Origin of the sequence: Streptomyces sp. 150FB (genome assembly GCF_000818195.1) — a bacterium.
Classification (GTDB): Bacteria; Actinomycetota; Actinomycetes; order Streptomycetales; family Streptomycetaceae; genus Streptomyces.
The window spans coordinates 8,464,513-8,484,612 of sequence record NZ_JTHL01000001.1; the positions used below are offsets into that span (position 1 = coordinate 8,464,513).

The 20,100-nt window shown below is 68.4% G+C and carries 18 protein-coding genes, 1 tRNA gene and 1 riboswitch; of the genes, 10 read left to right on the forward strand and 9 right to left on the reverse strand.

The window, feature by feature from the left end:
- Nucleotides 1-106: 106 nt before the first annotated feature.
- Both QR77_RS36275 and QR77_RS36280 read right to left on the reverse strand, forming a co-directional pair.
- On the reverse strand, nucleotides 107-976 hold the full coding sequence (locus QR77_RS36275) for a sugar phosphate isomerase/epimerase (protein WP_040026238.1): 870 nt from the start codon (nucleotides 974-976) through the stop codon (nucleotides 107-109).
- Between the two features lie 31 nt (nucleotides 977-1,007).
- On the reverse strand, nucleotides 1,008-4,505 hold the full coding sequence (locus QR77_RS36280; protein WP_040026239.1) for a ThuA domain-containing protein: 3,498 nt from the start codon (nucleotides 4,503-4,505) through the stop codon (nucleotides 1,008-1,010).
- Between the two features lie 246 nt (nucleotides 4,506-4,751).
- Here QR77_RS36280 and QR77_RS36285 point away from each other — a divergent pair, with 246 nt between their 5' ends.
- Nucleotides 4,752-5,771: an alpha/beta hydrolase gene (locus QR77_RS36285; protein ID WP_040026240.1), complete on the forward strand. Its 1,020-nt coding sequence runs from the start codon at nucleotides 4,752-4,754 to the stop codon at nucleotides 5,769-5,771.
- A gap of 182 nt (nucleotides 5,772-5,953) precedes the next feature.
- On the opposite strand, the gene QR77_RS36290 is transcribed toward QR77_RS36285, so the two are convergent.
- The gene (locus QR77_RS36290) at nucleotides 5,954-6,811 is read right to left on the reverse strand and encodes an aldo/keto reductase (protein WP_040026242.1); all 858 of its coding nucleotides are present in this window, start codon (nucleotides 6,809-6,811) and stop codon (nucleotides 5,954-5,956) included.
- Nucleotides 6,812-6,938: 127 nt separating this feature from the next.
- Here QR77_RS36290 and QR77_RS36295 point away from each other — a divergent pair, with 127 nt between their 5' ends.
- Nucleotides 6,939-7,853, forward strand: coding sequence for a LysR family transcriptional regulator (locus QR77_RS36295; RefSeq protein ID WP_040026243.1), 915 nt, complete (start codon nucleotides 6,939-6,941; stop codon nucleotides 7,851-7,853).
- Here QR77_RS36295 and QR77_RS36300 read toward each other — a convergent pair.
- The 3 genes from QR77_RS36300 to QR77_RS36310 form a co-directional block, all read right to left on the reverse strand.
- A complete protein-coding gene (locus tag QR77_RS36300; RefSeq protein WP_040026244.1) occupies nucleotides 7,825-8,337 on the reverse strand; it encodes a DUF664 domain-containing protein in 513 nt (170 codons plus the stop codon). The genes QR77_RS36295 and QR77_RS36300 overlap by 29 nt on opposite strands.
- 115 nt (nucleotides 8,338-8,452) lie before the next feature.
- Nucleotides 8,453-9,355: a transketolase gene (locus tag QR77_RS36305; RefSeq protein ID WP_040026245.1), complete on the reverse strand. Its 903-nt coding sequence runs from the start codon at nucleotides 9,353-9,355 to the stop codon at nucleotides 8,453-8,455.
- Nucleotides 9,356-9,405: 50 nt separating this feature from the next.
- Complete coding sequence (locus QR77_RS36310) at nucleotides 9,406-10,125, reverse strand: transketolase (protein ID WP_040026246.1); 720 nt, start codon at nucleotides 10,123-10,125, stop codon at nucleotides 9,406-9,408.
- A 136-nt stretch (nucleotides 10,126-10,261) separates the two neighbouring features.
- On the opposite strand from QR77_RS36310, the gene QR77_RS36315 reads away from it, so the two are divergent.
- The 4 genes from QR77_RS36315 (at nucleotide 10,262) to QR77_RS36330 (ending at nucleotide 12,904) form a co-directional block, all read left to right on the forward strand.
- Nucleotides 10,262-10,335 (forward strand) — tRNA-Pro (locus QR77_RS36315).
- Nucleotides 10,336-10,641: 306 nt separating this feature from the next.
- Nucleotides 10,642-11,559 (forward strand): right-handed parallel beta-helix repeat-containing protein, encoded by a 918-nt coding sequence (locus tag QR77_RS36320; RefSeq protein ID WP_236710951.1) that lies wholly within the window; start codon nucleotides 10,642-10,644, stop codon nucleotides 11,557-11,559.
- Nucleotides 11,560-11,894: 335 nt separating this feature from the next.
- The gene (locus QR77_RS36325) at nucleotides 11,895-12,416 is read left to right on the forward strand and encodes an SUKH-4 family immunity protein (protein ID WP_040026247.1); all 522 of its coding nucleotides are present in this window, start codon (nucleotides 11,895-11,897) and stop codon (nucleotides 12,414-12,416) included.
- Nucleotides 12,417-12,571: 155 nt separating this feature from the next.
- Nucleotides 12,572-12,640, forward strand: a riboswitch (guanidine-III (ykkC-III) riboswitch).
- 12 nt (nucleotides 12,641-12,652) lie between these two features.
- Nucleotides 12,653-12,904: a hypothetical protein gene (locus QR77_RS36330; RefSeq protein WP_040026248.1), complete on the forward strand. Its 252-nt coding sequence runs from the start codon at nucleotides 12,653-12,655 to the stop codon at nucleotides 12,902-12,904.
- A gap of 40 nt (nucleotides 12,905-12,944) precedes the next feature.
- On the opposite strand, the gene QR77_RS36335 is transcribed toward QR77_RS36330, so the two are convergent.
- Genes QR77_RS36335 through QR77_RS36340 form a run of 3 tightly spaced genes read right to left on the reverse strand, consistent with a single transcriptional unit; the run spans nucleotide 12,945 to nucleotide 15,752 of the window.
- Entirely contained in the window at nucleotides 12,945-14,195 is a 1,251-nt protein-coding gene (locus QR77_RS36335) for an amidohydrolase family protein (protein WP_052489314.1), read from the reverse strand.
- 37 nt (nucleotides 14,196-14,232) lie between these two features.
- Nucleotides 14,233-14,622, reverse strand: coding sequence for a hypothetical protein (locus QR77_RS44370; protein WP_052489315.1), 390 nt, complete (start codon nucleotides 14,620-14,622; stop codon nucleotides 14,233-14,235).
- 41 nt (nucleotides 14,623-14,663) lie between these two features.
- A complete protein-coding gene (locus QR77_RS36340; protein ID WP_052489316.1) occupies nucleotides 14,664-15,752 on the reverse strand; it encodes a hypothetical protein in 1,089 nt (362 codons plus the stop codon).
- A gap of 491 nt (nucleotides 15,753-16,243) precedes the next feature.
- On the opposite strand from QR77_RS36340, the gene QR77_RS36345 reads away from it, so the two are divergent.
- The 4 genes from QR77_RS36345 to QR77_RS36360 all read left to right on the forward strand — a co-directional run bounded on the left by QR77_RS36345 (nucleotide 16,244) and on the right by QR77_RS36360 (nucleotide 20,067).
- The gene (locus tag QR77_RS36345; protein ID WP_347359812.1) at nucleotides 16,244-16,948 is read left to right on the forward strand and encodes a polysaccharide deacetylase; all 705 of its coding nucleotides are present in this window, start codon (nucleotides 16,244-16,246) and stop codon (nucleotides 16,946-16,948) included.
- Between the two features lie 39 nt (nucleotides 16,949-16,987).
- Complete coding sequence (locus QR77_RS36350; protein WP_052489318.1) at nucleotides 16,988-17,656, forward strand: GNAT family N-acetyltransferase; 669 nt, start codon at nucleotides 16,988-16,990, stop codon at nucleotides 17,654-17,656.
- A 1-nt stretch (nucleotide 17,657) separates the two neighbouring features.
- Nucleotides 17,658-19,088, forward strand: a complete 1,431-nt coding sequence (locus QR77_RS36355) for a pyridoxal-dependent decarboxylase (protein WP_052489319.1) — start codon at nucleotides 17,658-17,660, stop codon at nucleotides 19,086-19,088.
- 79 nt (nucleotides 19,089-19,167) lie between these two features.
- The gene (locus tag QR77_RS36360) at nucleotides 19,168-20,067 is read left to right on the forward strand and encodes a LysR family transcriptional regulator (RefSeq protein WP_040026249.1); all 900 of its coding nucleotides are present in this window, start codon (nucleotides 19,168-19,170) and stop codon (nucleotides 20,065-20,067) included.
- Nucleotides 20,068-20,100: the final 33 nt, after the last annotated feature.

Below are 20,100 nucleotides of genomic sequence, written 5' to 3' on the forward strand. Positions count from 1 at the left end.
GCAAACAACACCCACCCCACCCACGAACCACACCCCCCAAGGCGGGAAGAGGTGCGGCCCGTACCACTCACGCAGTCCGGGCCCACCCCTCTCCCCTAACTCCCCCTCAGTACCGCAGCCTCGACAAATACCGGTAGCTCGTCAGTGCCGAGGCGAACGGGTCTGCCGGGGCGTCGTGTTCCACCAGCCACTGTTTGACGCCGCCTTGCTGCGCCTTGTCGAACATCGACGGGAAGTCGAGCACGCCGGAGCCGACGTCTTCGAAGTCGCCCTCCGGCGTCATGTCCTTCACATGCAGCGCCGGGAAGCGGTGGCCCTCCTCGACGAACAGGCGTCTCGGGTCGTCGCCTCCCTTGGAGGCCCAGAACAGGTCCAGTTCGAAGCCGACCAGGTCCGGGTCCGTCTCCTTGAGCAGGATCTCGTAGAGGTTCTCGCCGTCGACCACGTTGTGGTCGCCGTCGTGATTGTGGAAGAGCACCTTGAGGCCCGACCGTCGGGCTACGCGGCCCGCCTCGTTCATGCGGTGTGCCGCTTCCCGGTATCCGGCCGGTGAGTGCAGGGTGGTGGGCAGGCTCGGTACGACGACCCAGGCGCCGCCGAGTGTGTGTACATCCTCGATCGCCTGGGGCAGACCAGGTCCGGTCACTGTGTTGTAGTCGACGTGTTCGAGCACCGCCTTCAGGTGTGTCTCGTCCAGCATCTGCCGGATTTCGGCCGCGGTGTGGCCCGCTCTGCCGCTGACGCCCACTGTCGCGTAGCCGATCTCGGCGAGGCGTTCCAGCGTGCCCCTGAAGTCCGTGGCCAGGGGGGTGCGCATGGTGTAGAGGTGCATGCCGATCGCTGACGGCGCGATGCGCCGGCGGCAGCGGGACGCCGTGGTCGCGGGGGCCGGGGCGGCCTGGGCGGGGGTGGCTGTGATGCCCAGGGCCGCGAGGCCCGCGGCCGCGCCGAGGAATGTGCGCCGGGTGTTGTTCATGTTCCCTCTCCTCTCAGCGTGCGTGTGTCTGTCATCGGGCACTGATCCGGACCGCGCCGGTCGTTGTGTCACCCGTGTTGTCGGTGACGGTCAGATGCGCTGTGTACGCGCCGGGCCGCGCGTACGTGTGGGTCACTTCCGGTCCCTGCGCACCCGTCGCCTTGGTGTTGTCGCCGAAGTCCCAGTGGTACGAGGCGACAGTGTGTCCCGTGACCGGTGTGACCGTGCCGATGAGCCAGGTGGCCAGGGGCGCGTCTCCGGTGGCCGGTGCGGCCTTGACGGAGACCTTCGCGGCCGGTTTCTTCTCCACGCCGGGCCCGTTGAAGTGCAGCCAGTCGACCGCGAAGAGGTCGAGCTTGTCGGCGGACCAGGCGGGGTTGGTGAAGACGGCGTACAACGTCACCGTGGAGCCCACCGGTTTGAGCGCGGTGGTGGGCGAGACGACGTTCGCCCAGTCTCCGGTGTTGGGGACGGACACCGTGCCCAGCAGCGGACCCGTCGGTGAGCCGTTGTGGAATTCGACGTCGCCGCCGATCCCGCCCGAGGCCGCGCCGACCGTGACGGACTGGATGCCCTTCAGGCTGACCGGGTCGAACGAGATCCAGTCGCCGTCCTCTATCTCGGTGAGCCGCTTCCCGCCCGAAGCGTCCGCGCGGGCCGCGACCACGGCGCCGTCGTGCGCGCCGCCCGTGGCGGTCAGGTGCTCGGCCTCGCGCAGTGTGGTGCGCAGGGTGAGCGACGACGTACCGGCCAGCGCGGGGGCGCCCGGGGCGCCCTTGTCCTCGTACCGGGCTGTGATGCCCAGATACAGATTGCCCGCCGCCTGGTCGGGACCGGCGACCGCGGCGATCTCGCCCGAGCAGCCGGTGTAGTCGTCCAGCGGTATCAGCCTGCTGTCACGGCCGAGTTGAGAGCTGACCTCGACCCGCGAGCAGTCGATCCGCTCGCCCGTGCCGTCCTCGGTGTCCTTCACCTTCACCACGAACGGCACTGTGTCGCCGAAGCTGAACATCCCGCCGTCCGGCGGCTGTTGAATGCTCACGACGGGCCTGGTGTTGCCGACGGTGATCTCCCGGTCGGCGTTCGCCGTCAGCCCGTCGGGCCCGGTGACCGTCAGTCGCGCCGTGAACTGCCCGTTGTCCGGGTAGACATGAGCCGGATTCGGCAGGGTGGAGTCGGTGGTCCCGTCCCCGTCGAAGTCCCAGGCGTACGTCACCCGCCCGGCGTCCTCCCGGCCCGATCCGGCGCTGGAGAACTTCACGTTCAGCGGCGCTGCGCCGCTGTCCGGCGTCGCTGTCGCCTCAGCGGTCGGCAGGCTCCCGTCGGCAACGTAGTCGATGCGGTAGATGCCCGCACCGTCGTTGGTGCCGCCCCGGCCCGTACCGCTGCCGAGCCCGAAGTCGATGACGTACAGCGCGCCGTCGGGACCGAAGTCGGCGTCGAAGGGCTGATTCCACTTGAGGTCGGTGAACACCCCGTTGATGGACTGGAGATCGCCCGCGTTCACGGGGTCGAATCGCGGGTCCTTGAACGTCTGGTCCTGCTGCTGGAACGAGAACGTCTTGAACCACGTCCTGGTCAGCTCGTAGGTGAACCACTTCCCGTCGAAGTACTCAGGGAATTTGGCGGGGTTGGGGTTCGCCGGGTCGTAGTGGTAGACCGGACCGCTCATCGGACCCGCGCCACCCGTGCCGAGTTCGGGGAACTCCGGCGACGCCGAGTACGGATACCACACCGTCGCCGGCTGGGCCGGCGGCAGCTCCCGCAACCCCGTGTTGTTCGGCGAGTCGTTGACCGGGTGCGCGCAGTCGAAGTCGCCGCGCGAGGTCCCCGTCGCATAGTCGTAGTCGTTGAACGGGGTGTTGTGCCCCACGCAGTACGGCCAGCCGAAGTTGCCCGGTGCGGTGATACGGGTGAACTCGACCGTGCCCTCGGGCCCCCGGCCGGGATCGGCCGCCCGCGCGTCCGGCCCGTAGTCGGCGGCCATCAGCGCGCCGCTCTCCGGATCGGTGGTGATACGGAAGGGGTTGCGCATGCCCATCGCGTAGATCTCCGGACGGGTCTTCGCCGTCCCCGGTGCGAAGAGATTGCCGGCGGGCACGGTGTACGTACCGTCATCCGTCGGTGTGATCCGCAGGATCTTCCCGCGCAGATCATTGGTGTTCGCGGCGCTGCGTTGCGCGTCGAACACGGCGCGGCCCGCGCGCTCGTCGATCGGCGTGTACCCGTCCTGGGCGAACGGATCGGTGTTGTCACCGGTCGACAGGAACAGCTCGCCGTTCTTGCCGAAGGCGAGCGAGCCCGCCATGTGGGAGTTGGCGCGTTCCTCGTCCCGTTGGGTGGGGATCGCCAGCAGCCGCTTCTCGGACGTGGGGTCGACGGTGTTTCCGGTGACCGTGTAGCGCGACAGATCGACCCGTTTCTCCACCTGGTCGGAGTGGTAGAGGTAGATCCAGTGGTTCGAGGCGAAGTCCGGGTCGAGCGCCAGACCGAGCAGCCCGTCGGACTGCGTGAGCATCTGCGGGGTGTAGGCGAGGTCCAGCGCGGTGGAGACCTTGCGTGACTTCTGGTCGATCACCTTGAGCTTGCCGGTGCGCTCGATGAAGAAGACCCTGCCGTCCGGTGCCACAGCGAGCTCGAACGGGTCGGCGAGATCGCCGGTGGCCAGCGCGGTGCGCTGGAAGGCGCCCGTTTTGGTGGCCGAGCAGTCGCCGGGCTTGTTTCCGGCCGCCCACTGGATCCCACCGAGCAGATGCTTGCGGAACACGTCCTCCTGGAAGGCCGAGGCGTCGTGTCCGCCCGCCGTGTACCAGGAGCGTCCGCCGTCGTAGTTCTGGCACCAGGACCACGGGTGGTCGACACCCTCGTCCAGCCCGTCGATGCCGTCACGCACCTTGATCTGCGCGAGTGTGTGCACCTTCCCGGTGGGATTGGTGCGCCAGTTGTACCACTCCTCCGTACGCTCCCAGAGCTGTGGCAGGCCCTTGGTGGAGGGGTGCGCCTGGTCGAGGACCTTCACCCGCCCCGTCTGGACGGCGGGGTGCTTGTCGAAGATCGCGCCGACCAGCCCCTCGTACCAGCCCCAGTCGCGCTCGCTCGCGGAAGCCGCGTGCAGTCCGACCCAGCCTCGGCCCGCGCGGATGAACGACTGGAGGGCCGCACGCTGCCGCGCGTCGAGCAGATCGCCGCTCTCCGGCGTGGAGTTGGTGTTGTTGAAGACGACGGCCTGGAAGCGGGCGAGGTTGGCGACGCTGAAGGCGGCTGGATCGTCGGTGGCCTCCACCTCGAAGCCGTTCTCGGCTCCCAGCTCCTGAACGGCCTTGATCCCGGCGGGGATCGAGTCGTGCGCGAAGTTGGTCACTTCGGAGAAGACCAGAACGCGGAAGGACGCCGCGTCGGCGCGGGGCGGCGAGGCCAGCCCGGCACCGAGTACGAGCGCCAGAAGTGCGGTGATGACGAGGAAGGGCGAGAAGGTTCTTCGCCGTGGACGCGTGCGCGTCTGACCACTGCGCACAGGACGGTTACTCATGGGCGCTCCCGGGTGCTCGTTGAGCCGGCTGCGGGTTTAGAAAGCGCTTTCTGGAGTACGTCGCTCAGCGTAAGTGCCCGGTTCCGGGGGGTCAATGGGTAAGAAGGGCCGTATGTGGTACGGGAGTTGGGGCCCCGGGGAGGGGTGCGGGGCTGCGGTGCCGCCGCCGGATCGCGGGCATGAGCGGCGGATGTCGGGGGAGTCGCAGGTATAGCCCCTGACACCGAGCCGGAAGGCGTTCACCCGATGACCGCATACCACCCCGGGCTGCTGCACGCGCACGACGGGACCCAAGTGGCCACCTACACCTGGCTGCCCGACAACGGCAGGCCGCGCGCCCTGGTGCAGATCGCACACGGCGCCGCCGAACACGCCCTGCGCTACGACCGGTTCGCCCAGCACCTGGTGGCCAGGGGCTACGGCGTACTCGCCACCGACCACCGGGGTCACGGTGCGACGGCGCAGTACACCGGCGGTTACGGGGTCGCGGGCGCGAGCGGCGCGCAGAGGGAAGGCGAGGGCGAAGGCAGCGGAGAGGCCGGAGCCGCCGGCGCCAGTGTCAGCACCGGGGCCGGAGTCGGTGGCGACGGGGACGGCTGGCGGGCGATCGTCGACGATCTGCGTATCGCGGGCGACCAGGCCCGTACCCTGCATCCCGGTGTGCCGGTCGTCCTGCTCGGGCACAGCATGGGCTCGATGCTGGCACGCGACTACGCGCAGGAGTTCCCCGACGGCCTCGCCGGGCTCATCCTCACGGGCACCTTCCGTACGCTGCCCGGCGCCGAGATCGAGGGATCGATCGAGCGGCTGGAGCGCGAGTGCGCCGAAGTGGGCCGCGCCGCGATCAGTTCGTACGTATCGGAACTCTTCGCTTCCTTCAACGACCAGTTCCCGTACCGGACCGGCTTCGAGTGGCTCTCGCGGGACGAGTCGCACGTCGACGCGTATGTCGCCGACGAGCGCTGCGGCTTCCCGTTCAGCGCCGGGCTGTCCCTGGACTGGCTGCGCGCCATCCGTAAGATCAACGACCCGCGCAACCTGGCCCGTATCCCGGCCGACCTGCCGGTGCATGTCGCCGTCGGCGAGAACGACCCGTGCAACGCGCTCATGACGCTGGTGTACGAACTGCTGGAGGACTTCCGCTATGTGGGCACCGAGGACCTGACCTGGAAGAGCTATCCCGGCGCGCGCCACGAGATCTTCAACGAGACCAACCGGATCGGGGTCCAGGAGGATCTCACCGGCTGGCTCGACCAGCACGTCTGAGTCGGCGTGCGTCGGCCGGGCCCGACGGTGAGATCCGCCTGAACCCCGGCGGTGGGTGCGGCTGCACGGGGGGTCGGCCGCACGGTCAGGCAGTCAGGCGGTTACGCGGTCGGTCGGTCTCGCGGCCAGAGTCTCCCGGCCACGGGTGACGCGGCCGGGGTGACGCGGCCAGGGGCGCGCGGTCAGGCGGCGTTCAGCTCGGCGATCTCGGCGTCCGAGAGCACCAGGTCGGCCGCCGCCACCGAGTCACGGATGGTCTCCGGACGGCTGGAGCCGGGGATCGGTATCACCGAGGGCGACTTCGCCAGCAGCCAGGCCAGGCAGACCTGCTGGGGGCTCACGCCGTGCGCCTCGGCGACCTTGGCGAACGGCGCGAAGGTGGAGCCGAGTTCACCGGCCTTGGTGATGCCGCCGAACGGGCTCCACGGCAGGAACGCGATGCCCAGCTCGTCGCACAGCTCCAGCTCCGGCTCGCTGGAGCGGAACGCGGGGGAGTACTGGTTCTGTACGGACACCAGCCGCCCGCCGAGGATCTCGTTCGAGAGCTTGATGCGCTCCGGGGTCGCGTTCGAGATGCCCGCCTGCTGGATCTTGCCGGCGTCGAGCAGGTCCCGCAGCGCGCCGACGGACTCCTCGTACGGCACCTTCGGGTCCGGGCGGTGGAACTGGTAGAGGCCGATGGCCTCGACGCCGAGCCTGCCGAGCGACGCCTCGCAGGCGGCCTTGATGTACTCGGGCGAGCCGTTCAGCGTCCAGGACCCGTCGCCGGGCCGCAGGTGGCCGCCCTTGGTGGCCACCAGGACGTCGGAAGAGCCGCCGTACGAAGCGAGAGCCTTTGCTATCAGGGACTCGTTGTGACCGACCTCACCCGCGTTCAGGTGGTACGCGTCCGCCGTGTCGATGAAGGTGACTCCGGCGTCGAGCGCCGCGTGAATGGTGGCGATGGAACGCGCTTCGTCGGGCCTCCCCTCGATCGACATCGGCATACCGCCCAGACCGATCGTGCTGACGTCGACGGTCCCGATGCGGCGAGTCTTCATGGTGTGGGGCACCCTTCCTGCTGCGATTTCCCACCGGTTCCGGCGGGACGGAACATCACCTTCCTCGCTGTCCGCCGGAGAGTCCAATAGAAGAAAGCGAACGCATTGAGCAGCTAGGCTTCTGAATATGGAACTCCGACACCTCGAATACTTCGTCGCCGTCGCCGAGGAACGGCACTTCACCCGGGCCGCCCAGCGGCTGATGGTCTCGCAGTCGGGGCTGTCGGCCTCGGTACGCGCGCTGGAGCGCGAATTGGGCGCGCGGCTCTTCGTACGGAGCACCCGCCGGGTCGAGTTGACCAGCGCCGGTCTCGCGCTGCTCACCGAGGCCACCCGCGCGCTGGCGAGCGTACGGGCCGCCAAGGAGGCGGTGGCGGCGGTCCAGGGGCTGCTGCGCGGCACCCTGACGGTGGGCACCGAACAGTGTGTCACCGGGGCACATGTGCCGGGGCTGCTCGCGCGATTCCGCTCCGAGCACCCCGAGGTCGAGATCCGGCTGCGCCAGGCCGGATCCGCGTCGCTCGTCGAGGATGTGGCGGCCGGCCGGGTCGACATCGCGTTCGTCGCGGTGTGCGGCAGTGTGCCGGAGGGCGTCCGGCTGATTCCGCTGGCCAGCGAACCCATGGTGCTGCTCTGCCACCCCGACCATCCGCTCGCGGGGGCGGGGAAGGCGGAGTGGGCCGACCTCGGCGACGAGGTGTTCGTCGACTTCCACGCGGACTGGGGGGCGCGCGGCCTCACCGATCAGGCCTTCGCCGCCGCCCGCACCGAGCGCCGGGTCGCCCTGGAGGTCAACGACGTACACAGCCTCATCGAGTTGGTCGGCCACGGCCTCGGCATCGCCGTGGTGCCCCGCCCGATCGCGCGCAAGGAGCAGGCGGCGGCGCTGCGGACCGTACCGCTCGTCGGTGCCGAGGCTCACATGTGGGAGGTGTCGGCGGCCATCCCGGAGGAACAGCGGACCGGGCCGGCGGCGCTGGAGCTGCTCTCCTACCTGCCGGACCCGGTCGAGATCACCGCCGTCCCAGCGACCCGCGGATGAAGGCGGCCTGTCCCGCGTGCTGGAGGTCGTCGGAGATCACACTGATGAGCCGGACGCCGAGCGTGACGGCCGGTGTCCAGGTGTCGTCGACGACGCGCTCGTAATCCTTTTCCTTGAGGGTGGACAGGTATTCGATCGTCCGGTCCTGCACGGTGTCGTGGTATTCGAGGAGAAGATCCCCGGTGACGCCCTCAAGTCCGCCCACATCGCGCCGGGACTGGCCGTAACCGGTCGCGCTCTGGCTGAACGGCAGGTCGAACCGGTCCGGCCAGCCTTCCGAGGCCCACACCTGCTCCATCCCCGCCGCGTCCGCGATGTGGTCGTCCTGGACCCTGGTGAGGTGCCAGACGAGCCAGGCGATCGAGTTCGCGCCCTCGTCGAGGCGTACGGCGAGATCTTCCGGTTCGAGTCCCTCGACCGTCTCGTGGACGACCTCGCGGATCCGGCCGAAGGCGTCGATGAGCAGGTCACCGCTTGTGGACATGGTGTGGCTCCTTAGGTGGGGCGTTCGACGTACCTCTTCCACAGGTTCCCCTGTGCGGTCGCGGGATGCCCGCCGGGGTCCGGCGACTCGCCGATGGAGGTGGGCGCTGACGTGCTCACCACGTCAGGAATGCGGAGATTCGCTCGCGCAGCGACCGCTCGTCGAGGCCGTGCGCGGCGAGGTGGTCGTCCATCTCCCCGTACTTACGCAGCTCCTCCCTGGCCACACCGAGGCCGAGCACCCGGTGCGGTGTCCGCTCCAGGGCGTCGTTCGCCGCGGCCGTGGAGGTCCCGGCCAGATACGGCTCGACGATCACGACATCGGCCGAGGCGCTGCCGCTGACGGCGTGCAGCAGGGCGGCACCGTCGAAGGGGCGCACGGTGGTCGCGTACAGCACCGTCGTGTCCAGGCCCTCGGTCGCGGCGAGCACGTTGTCCAGCATGGGCCCGACGGCGATCACAACCCCGGTGCGCCCCTCCCGTACGGTCAGGAAACCCGCTCCGGTCACCGGGTGCGCCGACGCGTTGCTCTGCGCGGACAGGCGTACGTACACCCGCTCGCCGTCAGCGGCGGCGGCGTGCCGCAGCAGGGTCTCGGCCTCGTCGGGGTGGCCCGGTACGTGGACGGTCCAGCCGTCGAGCGTGTCCAGCAGCGCGACATCGCCGGGTGCCATGTGGGTGTAGCCGCCGGCGGGCCAGTCGTACGAAGCGCTCGCGCTGACCAGCACGGCTTCGGAGCCCTGGTGGCCGATGTCGAGCTTGACCTGCTCGAAGGGGCGCTCGACGAGGAAGCTCGCGAAGGTGTGCACGACGGGGCGGAGCCCGGTGAGGGCGAGTCCGCCGCCCACGCCGACCAGGAGCTGTTCGCGGATGCCGACGTTGATCACGCGGTCGGGGTGGCGGCGCATCGCCGGGGTGAAGCCGTCGCGGGTGATCTCGGCGAGAACGAGCGCGAGGCGTGGGTCCTCGTCCAGCAGACGGGAGGTGGTGGAGATGAAACGGTCACGCATGGTGTCCATGGGAAAAGGCCTTCCTGGGGAGAGGGGGGATGGGTCAGGGGTGCGGTCCCTCAGGACTTGGGCTCCACCCGGGCGACGACCGCGCGCGGGCGCCCGGGATGGGGCGCGGTGAACGCCGCGTACAGCGCGTCGTGGTCCCGGCCGTCGACGGTCTCGGCGGACCAGCCGGCCGCCTCGAACCGGGAGGCGATGCCGCCGGGCCAGCCGAGCGAGGAGGAGGCGTTGTCGATCACGAGGGTGTGGAGCTGTTCGAGGCCGGCGGGCCCGGCGTAGGCGATCGCCTCGTGGTTGCTGCCCTCGTCGAGTTCGGCGTCCCCGATCAGCACCCACACCCGCGGGTCCCGGATGCCCTGGGCCCGGAGCCCGAGCACGCTGCCGACGGCGAGCGGCAGCCCGTGCCCGAGCGATCCGCTGCTGATCTCCACGCCGGGCAGCAGCGTCCTGTCGGGGTGGTGGCCGAGCGGCGAGCCGTACGAACCGAAGCCGGGGAGCAGGTCCTCGGAGAGGAACCCCTTGGCGGCGAGGACGGCGTAGTACGCCATCGGCCCGTGCCCCTTGGACAGCAGGAACCGGTCACGCCCGGGCGTGTCGGCGGTCTCCGGCGACACGCGCAGCACCCGGTCGTAGAGGACCCAGAGTGCGTCCAGCGTGGAGGTGGCGGCGGGGCCGTGCTTCTCGTCGCCGGTCATCAGGGCCATGAGCCGGTTCAGATCCCCGAAACCCGGCCGGGTGGCGGTGGGGGCGGGGGTGGAGGGCGATGTGGTCGTCATACGGCCACCGTGCAACCTCAACTTGACTTGAGGTCAACCAGGTGACGCCCGGGAAAGCGGTTCGTGACCAGTGACCCAAGTGCGGTATCGTTCTCTTGCACGTTCGGCCAGGGGAAACCCCAGGTCACACGGGCACCGGGACGTGGCGCAGCTTGGTAGCGCACTTGACTGGGGGTCAAGGGGTCGCAGGTTCAAATCCTGTCGTCCCGACTTGCATGCACGCAGGTCGCAGGCGGTATCGGAGAAATCCGGTACCGCCTTTCCGTATTTTCCGGGGACCGTCCGTGGTCACGCCGACCTCTCAGAGGCCTGGTTCCGAGGACGTCGTGATCGGAAACCGGAGAGCCCAAGAACGACGGAAATTCGCTCAGCTCGCCATATTTAAATGAGCTCTTCAGATGGCTGAAAGAGGGCTCAATACCGCCTGGATCGCGCCAAATGGTGATCCTTTCGCGCTCCGCTCCAATTGTCCAGATAATTCATAGTAGTTTAATTTTCAGCCGATCTTGGTTGCCGGTGACCGTTCCCAACGGAAATTACCAGAGCTCTCGACTGGATTTTCACCGGCCGTTTTCGCAAGGGGTTGTCATGCGCAGTACCCGTACCGTCTCAGGAGTCTCCGCAGCAGTACTTCTGGCAGCCGGCACAGCCATCCTCTTGCCCGGCACCGCGGAGGCGAGAGCTGCCTCGGTGGCCTGTTCCGAAGGCGCGCTCGTGGCCGCGGTCACCGCCACCAACGCCGCCGGCGGCGGGGTCATCACCCTGGCCGGCGGATGCACCTACAACCTGACCTCCGCGCACGCGGGCGACCTCGTGAACGGTGGCGACGGCCTTCCGCCCATCACCACCGCCATCACCTTCGAGGGCGACAACAACGTCATAACCCGCTCGGGATCGGCCGACTTCCGCATCATCCTGGTCGGTACTACCGGCAACCTCACCCTCAAGGGCGTGACCGTGAACAACGGCTCCGCCAAAGGGCTCTTGGGCCTGCTTCCCGCGAACGGGGGCGGCATCCTCAACCTCGGTGCCCTGACGCTCACCAACAGCGCCGTGACGAACAGCAAAGCAAGTGGCACCGGCGGCGGCGTTCACAGCGGCGGCGGTGCGGCGGCGGTGACCTTCACCGGCAGCACCTTGTCCGGCAACACCGCTGTCGGTGACGGCGGCGGCCTGTACAACACCGCCACCGCCACACTCACCAGCAGCTTCGTCAATGGGGGCAACAAGGGCCGCAGGGGCGGGGGCATCGCCTCCGTCAACGGCATCCTTACGGTGACCAGCACCCCTGTCACGGCCAATACCGCGACCTCTACCGCGGGCGGCGTCTACCGCCAGTCCGGCACCATGACGGTCACCACTTCGCCCATCTCCGCCAACACGGCGAACAACTGCACCAGCAGTGTTCCCGCCGTACCCAGTTGCGTCGGCTGACCAACACCCGCACGCTTATGAGTGGCATGGCCTGGCGTCCGCGGGGTTCGCGGCCGTCAGGCTTTTCGTACGTTATTCGGAACTCGATTTCCGCAGACGTCGAACCTTGCCAAGAATCGTGACCGCACACGGGTTTTCAAGAGATCGCCCGTGCTGTTGGGGGCGATCGTACTGAGCCGTTGATCCTGGTCCACAATTCGAAGTGCGAGGTCGATCCGATCTCGCAGAACAGTGCCGACCACGCCAACGGAAAGGCCGCTCGCCCGAATAGATGAAGTCGTCTGTCCCGCGGGTCCAGGGTGTTGCCGAGCAGCCCGTCGGGAGAGGATCCTCCCATGGACCAGTCCCTGCCGCAGTTGCCGAAGCCCGGATTCGTCCTGATCCGCACCGAGGCCCCGCCCGAGGTGCCCACCCCGATCGCTGTCGATCTTGGGGAGACCGGCATCCCCGGCGGGTTGATCGGATACGAGTACCAGCGGCTGAGCGAAGCGGTGTACTTCGGGAGGATCGGTGAGCAGGGGTCGGTCGCCATCGCGACAAGTGGCCTGTCCGGACACATCGCCGTCGACCTGGCCAGTGGTCACGTGGTGCAGATTCCCGGGATCGAGTCAGCGACCGCCAGTCACGTGAACAGGGACCTCGACTCCTTCCGCCGATGCGTGGCGGTCGTGATCCAACGCTTCCCGTTCTACGCTGAGGGGGACGAGGAGGGCGACGAGGAGAGGCTCGCTGAGGTGGCGGAAGAGCTGCGCGATCTTGTCTCCGGCATCGACGAGACCGCTCTCGCGCACAACGGGTTCTGGGAGACCTTCTGCGACGACGTGGCGATCGGGGACTATGCGGACTGGGAGGCGTGATCCGACCATCGACACCCGCCCGAAACTCCGGCCCCGCATCCCCTCGACCCCGGGGATCAGCTTTTGGGCCGTGAGCGGGCCACATCTCGGCGCTCTCTTTCGCGCCCGGTGCCGCTTGAGCCGGCTTCAAGGGGGTGTCGCGTTATAGTCGACTGGTGACGCTTACGGACGTGAGCGTCCCGGACGAGGTTCACCGTACCCGGACAGCGACAAGACGGTGTGGGTGGTGCTTCGTGGTGTATGACGTTATTCAGATCGTCGGTTCTCTGCTCATTCTGGCCGCCTTCGTGGCCTCACTGCTCGGGCGTCTCAACCAGTCCAGCTATCGCTATCTCATCCCCAACGCGATCGGCTCGGGGGTACTGACCGTCACAGCGGTCATCAGCCTCGAATGGGGCTTCATCCTGCTTGAGGGCGTGTGGGCGCTCGTATCGGTCTACTCCATCGTGCGCAAGGCGATGGGACGGGAGCCGACCGCGCCGCACTAGCGGGAAACCGCTGCCCCCCCGGCGTTTTCGACCCCCTGGTCTACTCCCCCTGCGGGGGACCGTCGGACAACCGCTCCGACGAGAAGGAGTGACCGCCCTGCATCACATAGCTGACGCGCCCGGTCGCGTTGATGTCCTGGAACGGGTCGCCTCTCAGCGCCACGAGGTCCGCCGTCGTTCCTGGTGCGATCCGGCCGAGGTCGGGCCGGCCCAGTAGTTCGGCGGCGGTGCTGGTGGCCGCGCGGAGAGCGCGCAGAGGGGAGAGGCCGTTGTCGACCAGGGTCGGGAACTCCCGCCAACTGTCGGCGTAAGGGAACATCCCGGCGTCGGTTCCGAAGGCGATCTTCACCTCCGTACCCGCGGGACGCCGCAGTCCCTCGCGCAGATCCTGCGCGTAGCGGCGGTAGGCGCGGTGCATCTTGGGCGGCCGGTCCTCCCAGAGGCTCTCGTCGTCCACCCGCTCCAGGAAATACGTCTGGGCGTACTGGGTCGGTACGAGATAGGTGCCGTACTCGGCCATCAGCGAGTAGGCCGACGGGGTGGCCAGGCAGGCGTGCTCGATGCTGCGCACGCCGGCCCGGATGGCCCGGGTGATGGATTCGTCGTCGAAGGCGTGGGCGGCGCACGGGAGATGGAAGTCCCGGGCCGTCGAGGCGAGGACGTTCATCTCCGCCTGCGAGTAGGCGGTGTCGTCGGGGCTGTCCGCCGGTGAGGAGAAGCCTCCGCTGGCGACGAACTTGATCCAGTCCGCCCCCGCGCGCGCCTGCTGGCGTACGGCGCGGCGCAGTTCGTCGGGGCCGTCGGCCAGGGTGCCGACCTCGACCCCGTACCGTTCAGCGAGTTCGGGTGTCTTGTCGGCGTGACCTCCGCGCGGGGAGAGGATGTTGGGCGCGACGCGCATGCGGGGGCCGGTGACGAGTCCCTCGAGGACCGCCCGCCGCAGTGCCGTGTTGAGCGCCTGGTGGGCGCCTCCGAGGTCGCGGACGGTGGTGAATCCGCACGCCAGCAGGGTACGGAGTGCGGGCAGGGCCTGAAGGGTCTGGTAGGCGGCCGACGCCGTGTCGAGCCGTTCGTCCAGTGTGTGCACATGGCAGTCGATGAAGCCGGGCATCAGTGTGCAACCGGGCAGTTCCACGGTGTCGGCGTCCGGCGACGCCGGAGGCGCGGTGGTCATCTCGGCCACACGCCCGTCACGCACCAGCACGGAGACACCGTCGGCCGGGCTGTCGGCATGACCGTCCCACAGACGGGACGCGCTCACCCATGTGTCGCGGTGCGGCGTTCTGCGCATGTGATCCTCTCCGGGGGAGCGGCAGGGCGCGGTGTGCTCACCTGTTGACGGATCGGGTCGGCGTTCGCCAGGTGTGTACCGGGGCGCCCGAGGCGACCAACTCCGTGTAGGCGTGTGTCAGCAGGCGCAGCGCGGTACGACGGTCGGCGTACTCCTCCATGGCTGTCAGGGCGCGCTGTTGCCACACCGCCCCGGTCTGCCCGCTGCTGACACGCCGGTCGATCACGGACAGCAGTTGGTCGGCCTCCTCGGAGTCGACTCCCGCTGAGACCAGCCCTGCGGCGGCGAGCGGCAGCAGACGGGGAAGCAACTCCGCGGCGCTGCCCCCGGTGAGAGCGCCGTGGTTCCCCGAGGGCCAGCAGATTTGGGCGCGCAGGCCCGAGCGGGCCGCTCGGTAGAAGTTTCCCCGGGCTGTCTCGAACGGCATGGCGGCATGGGGATCGTCCGGCTGCCCTGACAGGTGAAGGGTCAGCCCCAGGAGGAAGCGGAGTTGGCGGCCATGTCGAGGGAGGTGGGTCCGCTGGGCAGAGCCCGGAACTCGATACGGACGTGTCCGCCCGGGTCGTACACCGGGCGGTTCCAGGTCCACACCGTTCCCTGGTGCAGGCGCAGTTCGTCCAGCACGGGTGCGGCGCCGGACGCGGCGAGGACCACCGGCTCCCGCGGTGACAGTACGGGGACCAGCACGTCGTGTTCGCTCACGGCGTCCGCGAAGAGACGTACGACCCCTCCGTCCAGCCGGCGTCGGCCGAAGGAGGCTCGTGGACAAGCCCCGGCTCCCGAGGCCCGTGGACGACGCCCGGCTCCCGGAGGCCCGGCGCCGTCGCCAAAGCCCTGCTCGTACAACGGGATACGTGTCTCCTGCCAGAGCCGACGGCCCAGGAGCAGCGGCGAGTTGCCCGCCGCCGCGAGGACCGGCGCCGTCGCCAGTTGCGCCGCGTTGTACGTACGGGTGAACTCCTCGGGTGTCACCACCAGATGGACCTGCCAGGAGCAGGCCGCGCCCTGCACCGCGATGGAGTCGGCCAGCAGTGTAAGGGGCTCCTCACCGCCGAGGACGAGGAGGTAGGGCGTGCTGCGGGCCCGGGACAGCGCGCGCTCTATTTGATGGAACCGGCCGCGTGGTGTCAGGGCCCCCCGGCGCAGATCGGAGGCGGTCAGTGTGGGCAGGGTTCCGATCAGTACCGGAAGCGCTCCGTGGGAGCGGGCTGCCGCGCCGACCGTCGCCAGCAGCGCGTCGGTCTCGGATCGCATCGCGGAGAAGGGCCTTCCCCGGAGTCCGACCGGGGTCAGGTTCGCTTCAAGGTTGAACTGGTCCACTTCGAGGGATATGCGGTGGTCCGAGACGTCTTTCCGGATACGGTCGTTCAGTGCCGCCGGACGGCCTTCGGCGTCCATGAGGAACATTTCCAGTTCCGCGCCCAAGCTGATCTCCGACTCGCCGAATCCGGGTATGTTCAGCGTTTCTTTCAATGCCCTGACGGAATCTGTCAGGCGTCCGCGGAAAATGGAGAAGTCGGACTCCGTGAAGGTTTCCTGGCCGATTTCCAGCCCCATACTCTGCTCCGTGGCCTGAAGAGGTGTCCGGAATTTTTCAAGGCGTACGCGCCTCGACGAGTCTAATTGATCCCGGCCATGTGTGACCGCCGACAGGCGTAACCGCAGCCGAGTGGCGGCCGTGCGTCACCGGCCTCAGACTGTTCTTGAGCCGTGCTTCCTCGCCCGGGAGCAGCCCGAACTCGGTAGACATTCGGCTCCTTCATCTCTCTACCCCACGGGACTGATGATCAATGGAGAACCGAACGGAGAGCGCGGAGAAAAGAACCACGGAGGACCCCGGGACCGCACAGCCCTGGCGCTGGCCGGAGGAGAAATGGCGGCGTTTGACCACGCGAGTACAGGCAGGGCAAGGTGCGCCTCTTTCCCGCTGGCCGAGCGGAGTGTCCGTCGCCGTTGCCCTCAGTTTTGATGTCGACAACGAAACGGCCGCTCTCTGTCTGAACAAGACATCCCCCGCGCACATTTCTCAGGCTCACTACGGTTCGCGCGTGGGCCTGCCGAGAATTACGTCGCTGCTCAGGGAATACGATGCCCGCGCCTCCTTCTTCGTACCCGCCGTCTCGGTGCAACTGGCACCCGACGCCATCGAGGCGGTTCGGACGGAAGGGCACGAGGTGGGTCTGCACGGTTGGATCCACGAGCGGTGCGGCGACCTCTCGGAAGCCGAGGAGTACGCGCTGGCCGAACGCAGCGCCGAAGTCCTCCGCCGCTGCACGGGCGTCACTCCCCGGGGCATGCGTACGCCGTGGTGGGAATTCACCGAGCACACCCTTCCAGTAGCACGGCATTTGGGGCTGCTGTACGACTCCTCGATGATGGCCGACGACGAGCCTTACGAACTGCTGGACCGCGGCGAGCGGACCGGAATCGTCGAGCTTCCCGTCTCCTGGATCCGGGACGACGCTCCGTACTTTCCGGACGACCCGGGAGCACGCCAGATACTGGCTCCCCGTCAGGTCCTGCAGATCTGGAAGGACGAATTCGACGGCGCCTTCGCCGAGGGCGGGCTGTTCCAGCTCACGCTGCACCCTCATGTGATCGGCCACCGCTCACGCATGGTCGTTCTGCGAGAACTGCTGGCCCATATCAGCAGCCGACCGGGTGTCTGGTTCGCCACCCACGAAGAGGTGGCCCTGCACAGCGGAAGCCAGATCGGAATCGCGACCCCTTCCGCACTCCGGCCATCTGCCTGACCCGTACGCCGACTTCTCACCTCGCGAAGGAGAGAACGCATGAATGTCACCGATGTGGCAACCGAGTTCTCCTGTCGCCCCGCCTCTCCCGACCGGCAGGACGACATCGTCTCCATCTACCGGCAGTCCTTCGACAAGGATCCGGTGTTCCAATGGCTGTTCCCGGACGCGGAGACTCGTCCGCCCTTGCTGGAGAAGTTCTTCACCGTCATGGCCGGCCACACCTTCGCGCACGGTGGTTCCATTCTGCAGACCAAGGATTACGGCGCGGTCAGCATGTATTTCCCGCCCGACGCGGTGGAACAGCCGAAGGAGATACGCGACGGGCTTCTCGACTCCTTGCGTGACGCACTCGGGAACGAGTCCAGCAGGACCGTCCATCTCCTGACGATGCTGAGTGCGTCCCACCCGCTCGATCTTGCCCCTCATTACTACGGCACCTTCGTCGCCGCCCGGCCGCAGCACCAGGGCGGCGGCCTCGGCACCCGGCTCAAGAAGTGCCTGTTCGCCCTGGCGGACGAGGACCGGGCCGGTGCCTACGCGGAAGCGTCGTCGCCGCGCAACCTGGCTCTCTACGAACGGCTGGGCCAGCGCCGGCTGGGACCCGTGCTGACACTTCCCGACGGACCACCGGTCTTTCCCATCTGGCGGCCGCCCTCGACGGCGGCCGGACGTACACACTCCGACACGCTCCACGGCGGGAGTTGAGATGACCGTCAGCCGCGGACAACCGCATATCGCCGACGGCCAGGTCGTACCGGAGGACTTGGATCTTCTCGAATCAGTGGCCCACTACGCCCGTTTCTTCCTGGAGACACCACGCCCCGTACACCCACGCGATCCGGAGCGACTCGGCCAACTGCTGGGCGGGGAACTGCCGGAGAACGGGAACGGGGAAGACAAGACGCTGCGCCGGCTCATCGAGGCCGGCGAGTCCGGACTGCTCCCTTCGGGAGACTCCCGCAGCTTCGGCTACGTGGTCGGGGGCGCGTTGCCGGTCGGTATCGCCTCCGACTGGCTGGTCAGCCTCTGGGACCAGTGCGCGGCCGTCTACGAAACCAGCCCGCTGGCTTCGGTGGCCGAACAGGTCTGCGAACGCTGGCTCGTTGACCTGTTCGGGCTGCCGACGAAGACGATCATGGGACTCACCTCCGGCTGTACGACGGCCAACCTGGCCTGCCTGTCAGCCGCCCGCGAGCACCAACTCCACAAGGCGGGCTGGGACGTCAACGAGCAGGGGATGCGACAGGCGCCACCCGTGACCGTTCTCACGGGCCAACACACCCACGTCTCCGGCCTGCGGTGTCTGCGGCTGCTGGGCTTCGGCGGCCAGATCGGCCGGGTGGACGCCGGCGCCGACGGCCGTATGGACCCGCGCCATCTGGCCGAACTCGCGACAAAGGCGCCCGGTGGCCTCATCGTGTGCGGACAAGTCGGCTCCACCGACTGCGGATCGGTCGACCCGCTGGCCGAGATCGCCGACATCACCCACGAGCACGGCGGCTGGCTCCATCTGGACGCCGCCTACGGCATGTGGGCCGCGGCGTCCCTCACCCTGCGGCAACACTTGGGCGGCCTCGACCTTGCGGACTCCTGGTCCTGCGACGGACACAAATGGCTCAACACGCCCTACGACTGCGGGATCGCCCTCTGCGCCCACCCCGAACCCTTCGTCGACGCGGTGCGGTTCAACGCCGACTATCTGCAGACCACCGAACGCACCGGCCGTGATCCGATGGACCACCGCGTGGAGATCTCCCAGCGCGCCCGGGCGCTGACCCTGTGGGCGATCCTGCACCACGAAGGCCGCGACGGGATCGCGCACATCGTCGAACGCAACTGCTTGGCGGCCCGCGACCTGGGCCACCTCCTGGAGCAGGAACCCGGCATCGACCTGCTGGCTCCCGTCACACTCAACCAGGTGCTGCTGCGCGTCGGGGAAGAGGACCGTACGCGGCGGCTCGTCGACACGCTCAACAGCAGCGGCTCCTGCTGGGTGACCCCCACGACGTGGAACGGCCACTCCGCGGTGCGGATCTCCGTATCCAACTGGCAAAGCGGCCGGGAAACGGCCGAAGCCACGGCGGCCGCGTTCCTCCAGGCGTACCGCGGTCACACCGGAGTCGGATCGGAGCCGTGAGCACCTCTTCGTACTACTGTCGGTGGCAGGGCTTCGTCCTGGAGCGGACTGGGCACGGCTGCGGAATGTGTGGGGGCCAGTGGAGCGGTATGAGATCGAGACGTTCCTGACCCTGGCCGAAGAGCTCCACTTCACGCGCACCGCCGAACGTCTGCTCGTCTCGCCGGGCCGGGTCAGCCAGACGGTCAAGAAACTGGAACGTCGCGTTGGCGGGGCGTTGTTCGAACGCAGTAGCCGTCACGTGACCCTCACCCCGGTCGGTCGACAGCTCCACGCCGAGCTGCTCCCCGCGTATCAGCAGGTCGAGCAAGCCCTCGCCAACGCGTCAGCGGCCTGTCGAGGCTTCAGCGGTGTGCTGCGCGTCGGGTTCACCGCCGCCTGGTGCGCCGCCCTCATCGTGCGGGCGGCCGAGGCGTTCAACTCGCGCCATTCCCTGTGCACCGTCGAGCTGCAGGAAGTGACGTACAACGCGGCCATCGCGGCATTGCAGGACGGGGACGTCGACCTGGTGGTCGCCGAGCCTCCCGTTGAAGACCCGGCCATCACCGTGGGCCCCGTCCTGTTCTCCGAACCCCGCGCGCTTCTCGTGCCCGCCGCCCACCCCCTGGCGACACAGGAGTCGGTGTCGCTGGAGGATCTCGCGGTCCTGCCGCTGATCACGGCGGTCGGGGTGTCCGCCGCCTGGCACGACGCCTTCTTCCCCCGCCGTACCCCCCAGGGCCTTCTGATCCGGCGCGGACCGGCCGCCGCCGGATGGCAGGAGGTGCTCTCACTGGTCGGGGTGGGCAAGGGGGCCACGGTGGCCACCGTCCGGGCGGGGCATTACTACGGTCGACCGGATATCGTCTACGTCCCGTTCAAGGACGCTCCGCCCGTCGACTACGCGCTCATGTGGCGCGAAGCGGGTTGCGGCGCCGGGCTCAGGGCGTTCATTACGACCGTCCTCGAGTTCGCCCCGGAGGCGGGCGGCCGGGCCTGAGCTGCCTGGCCTGAACTGCCGGATTCCCGCCTT

Bases quoted from the DNA above. Each gene is read 5' to 3' on its own strand.
- QR77_RS36280 (WP_040026239.1), bottom strand. From the start codon at position 4,505: ATGAGTAACCGTCCTGTGCGCAGTGGTCAGACGCGCACGCGTCCACGG.
- QR77_RS44370 (WP_052489315.1), bottom strand. From the start codon at position 14,622: ATGCCGTTCGAGACAGCCCGGGGAAACTTCTACCGAGCGGCCCGCTCG.
- QR77_RS36285 (WP_040026240.1), top strand. From the start codon at position 4,752: ATGACCGCATACCACCCCGGGCTGCTGCACGCGCACGACGGGACCCAA.
- QR77_RS36275 (WP_040026238.1), bottom strand. From the start codon at position 976: ATGAACAACACCCGGCGCACATTCCTCGGCGCGGCCGCGGGCCTCGCG.
- QR77_RS36290 (WP_040026242.1), bottom strand. From the start codon at position 6,811: ATGAAGACTCGCCGCATCGGGACCGTCGACGTCAGCACGATCGGTCTG.
- QR77_RS36350 (WP_052489318.1), top strand. From the start codon at position 16,988: ATGAATGTCACCGATGTGGCAACCGAGTTCTCCTGTCGCCCCGCCTCT.
- QR77_RS36295 (WP_040026243.1), top strand. From the start codon at position 6,939: ATGGAACTCCGACACCTCGAATACTTCGTCGCCGTCGCCGAGGAACGG.
- QR77_RS36325 (WP_040026247.1), top strand. From the start codon at position 11,895: ATGGACCAGTCCCTGCCGCAGTTGCCGAAGCCCGGATTCGTCCTGATC.
- QR77_RS36340 (WP_052489316.1), bottom strand. From the start codon at position 15,752: ATGGGGCTGGAAATCGGCCAGGAAACCTTCACGGAGTCCGACTTCTCC.
- QR77_RS36335 (WP_052489314.1), bottom strand. From the start codon at position 14,195: ATGCGCAGAACGCCGCACCGCGACACATGGGTGAGCGCGTCCCGTCTG.
- QR77_RS36310 (WP_040026246.1), bottom strand. From the start codon at position 10,125: ATGACGACCACATCGCCCTCCACCCCCGCCCCCACCGCCACCCGGCCG.
- QR77_RS36355 (WP_052489319.1), top strand. From the start codon at position 17,658: ATGACCGTCAGCCGCGGACAACCGCATATCGCCGACGGCCAGGTCGTA.
- QR77_RS36305 (WP_040026245.1), bottom strand. From the start codon at position 9,355: ATGGACACCATGCGTGACCGTTTCATCTCCACCACCTCCCGTCTGCTG.
- QR77_RS36300 (WP_040026244.1), bottom strand. From the start codon at position 8,337: ATGTCCACAAGCGGTGACCTGCTCATCGACGCCTTCGGCCGGATCCGC.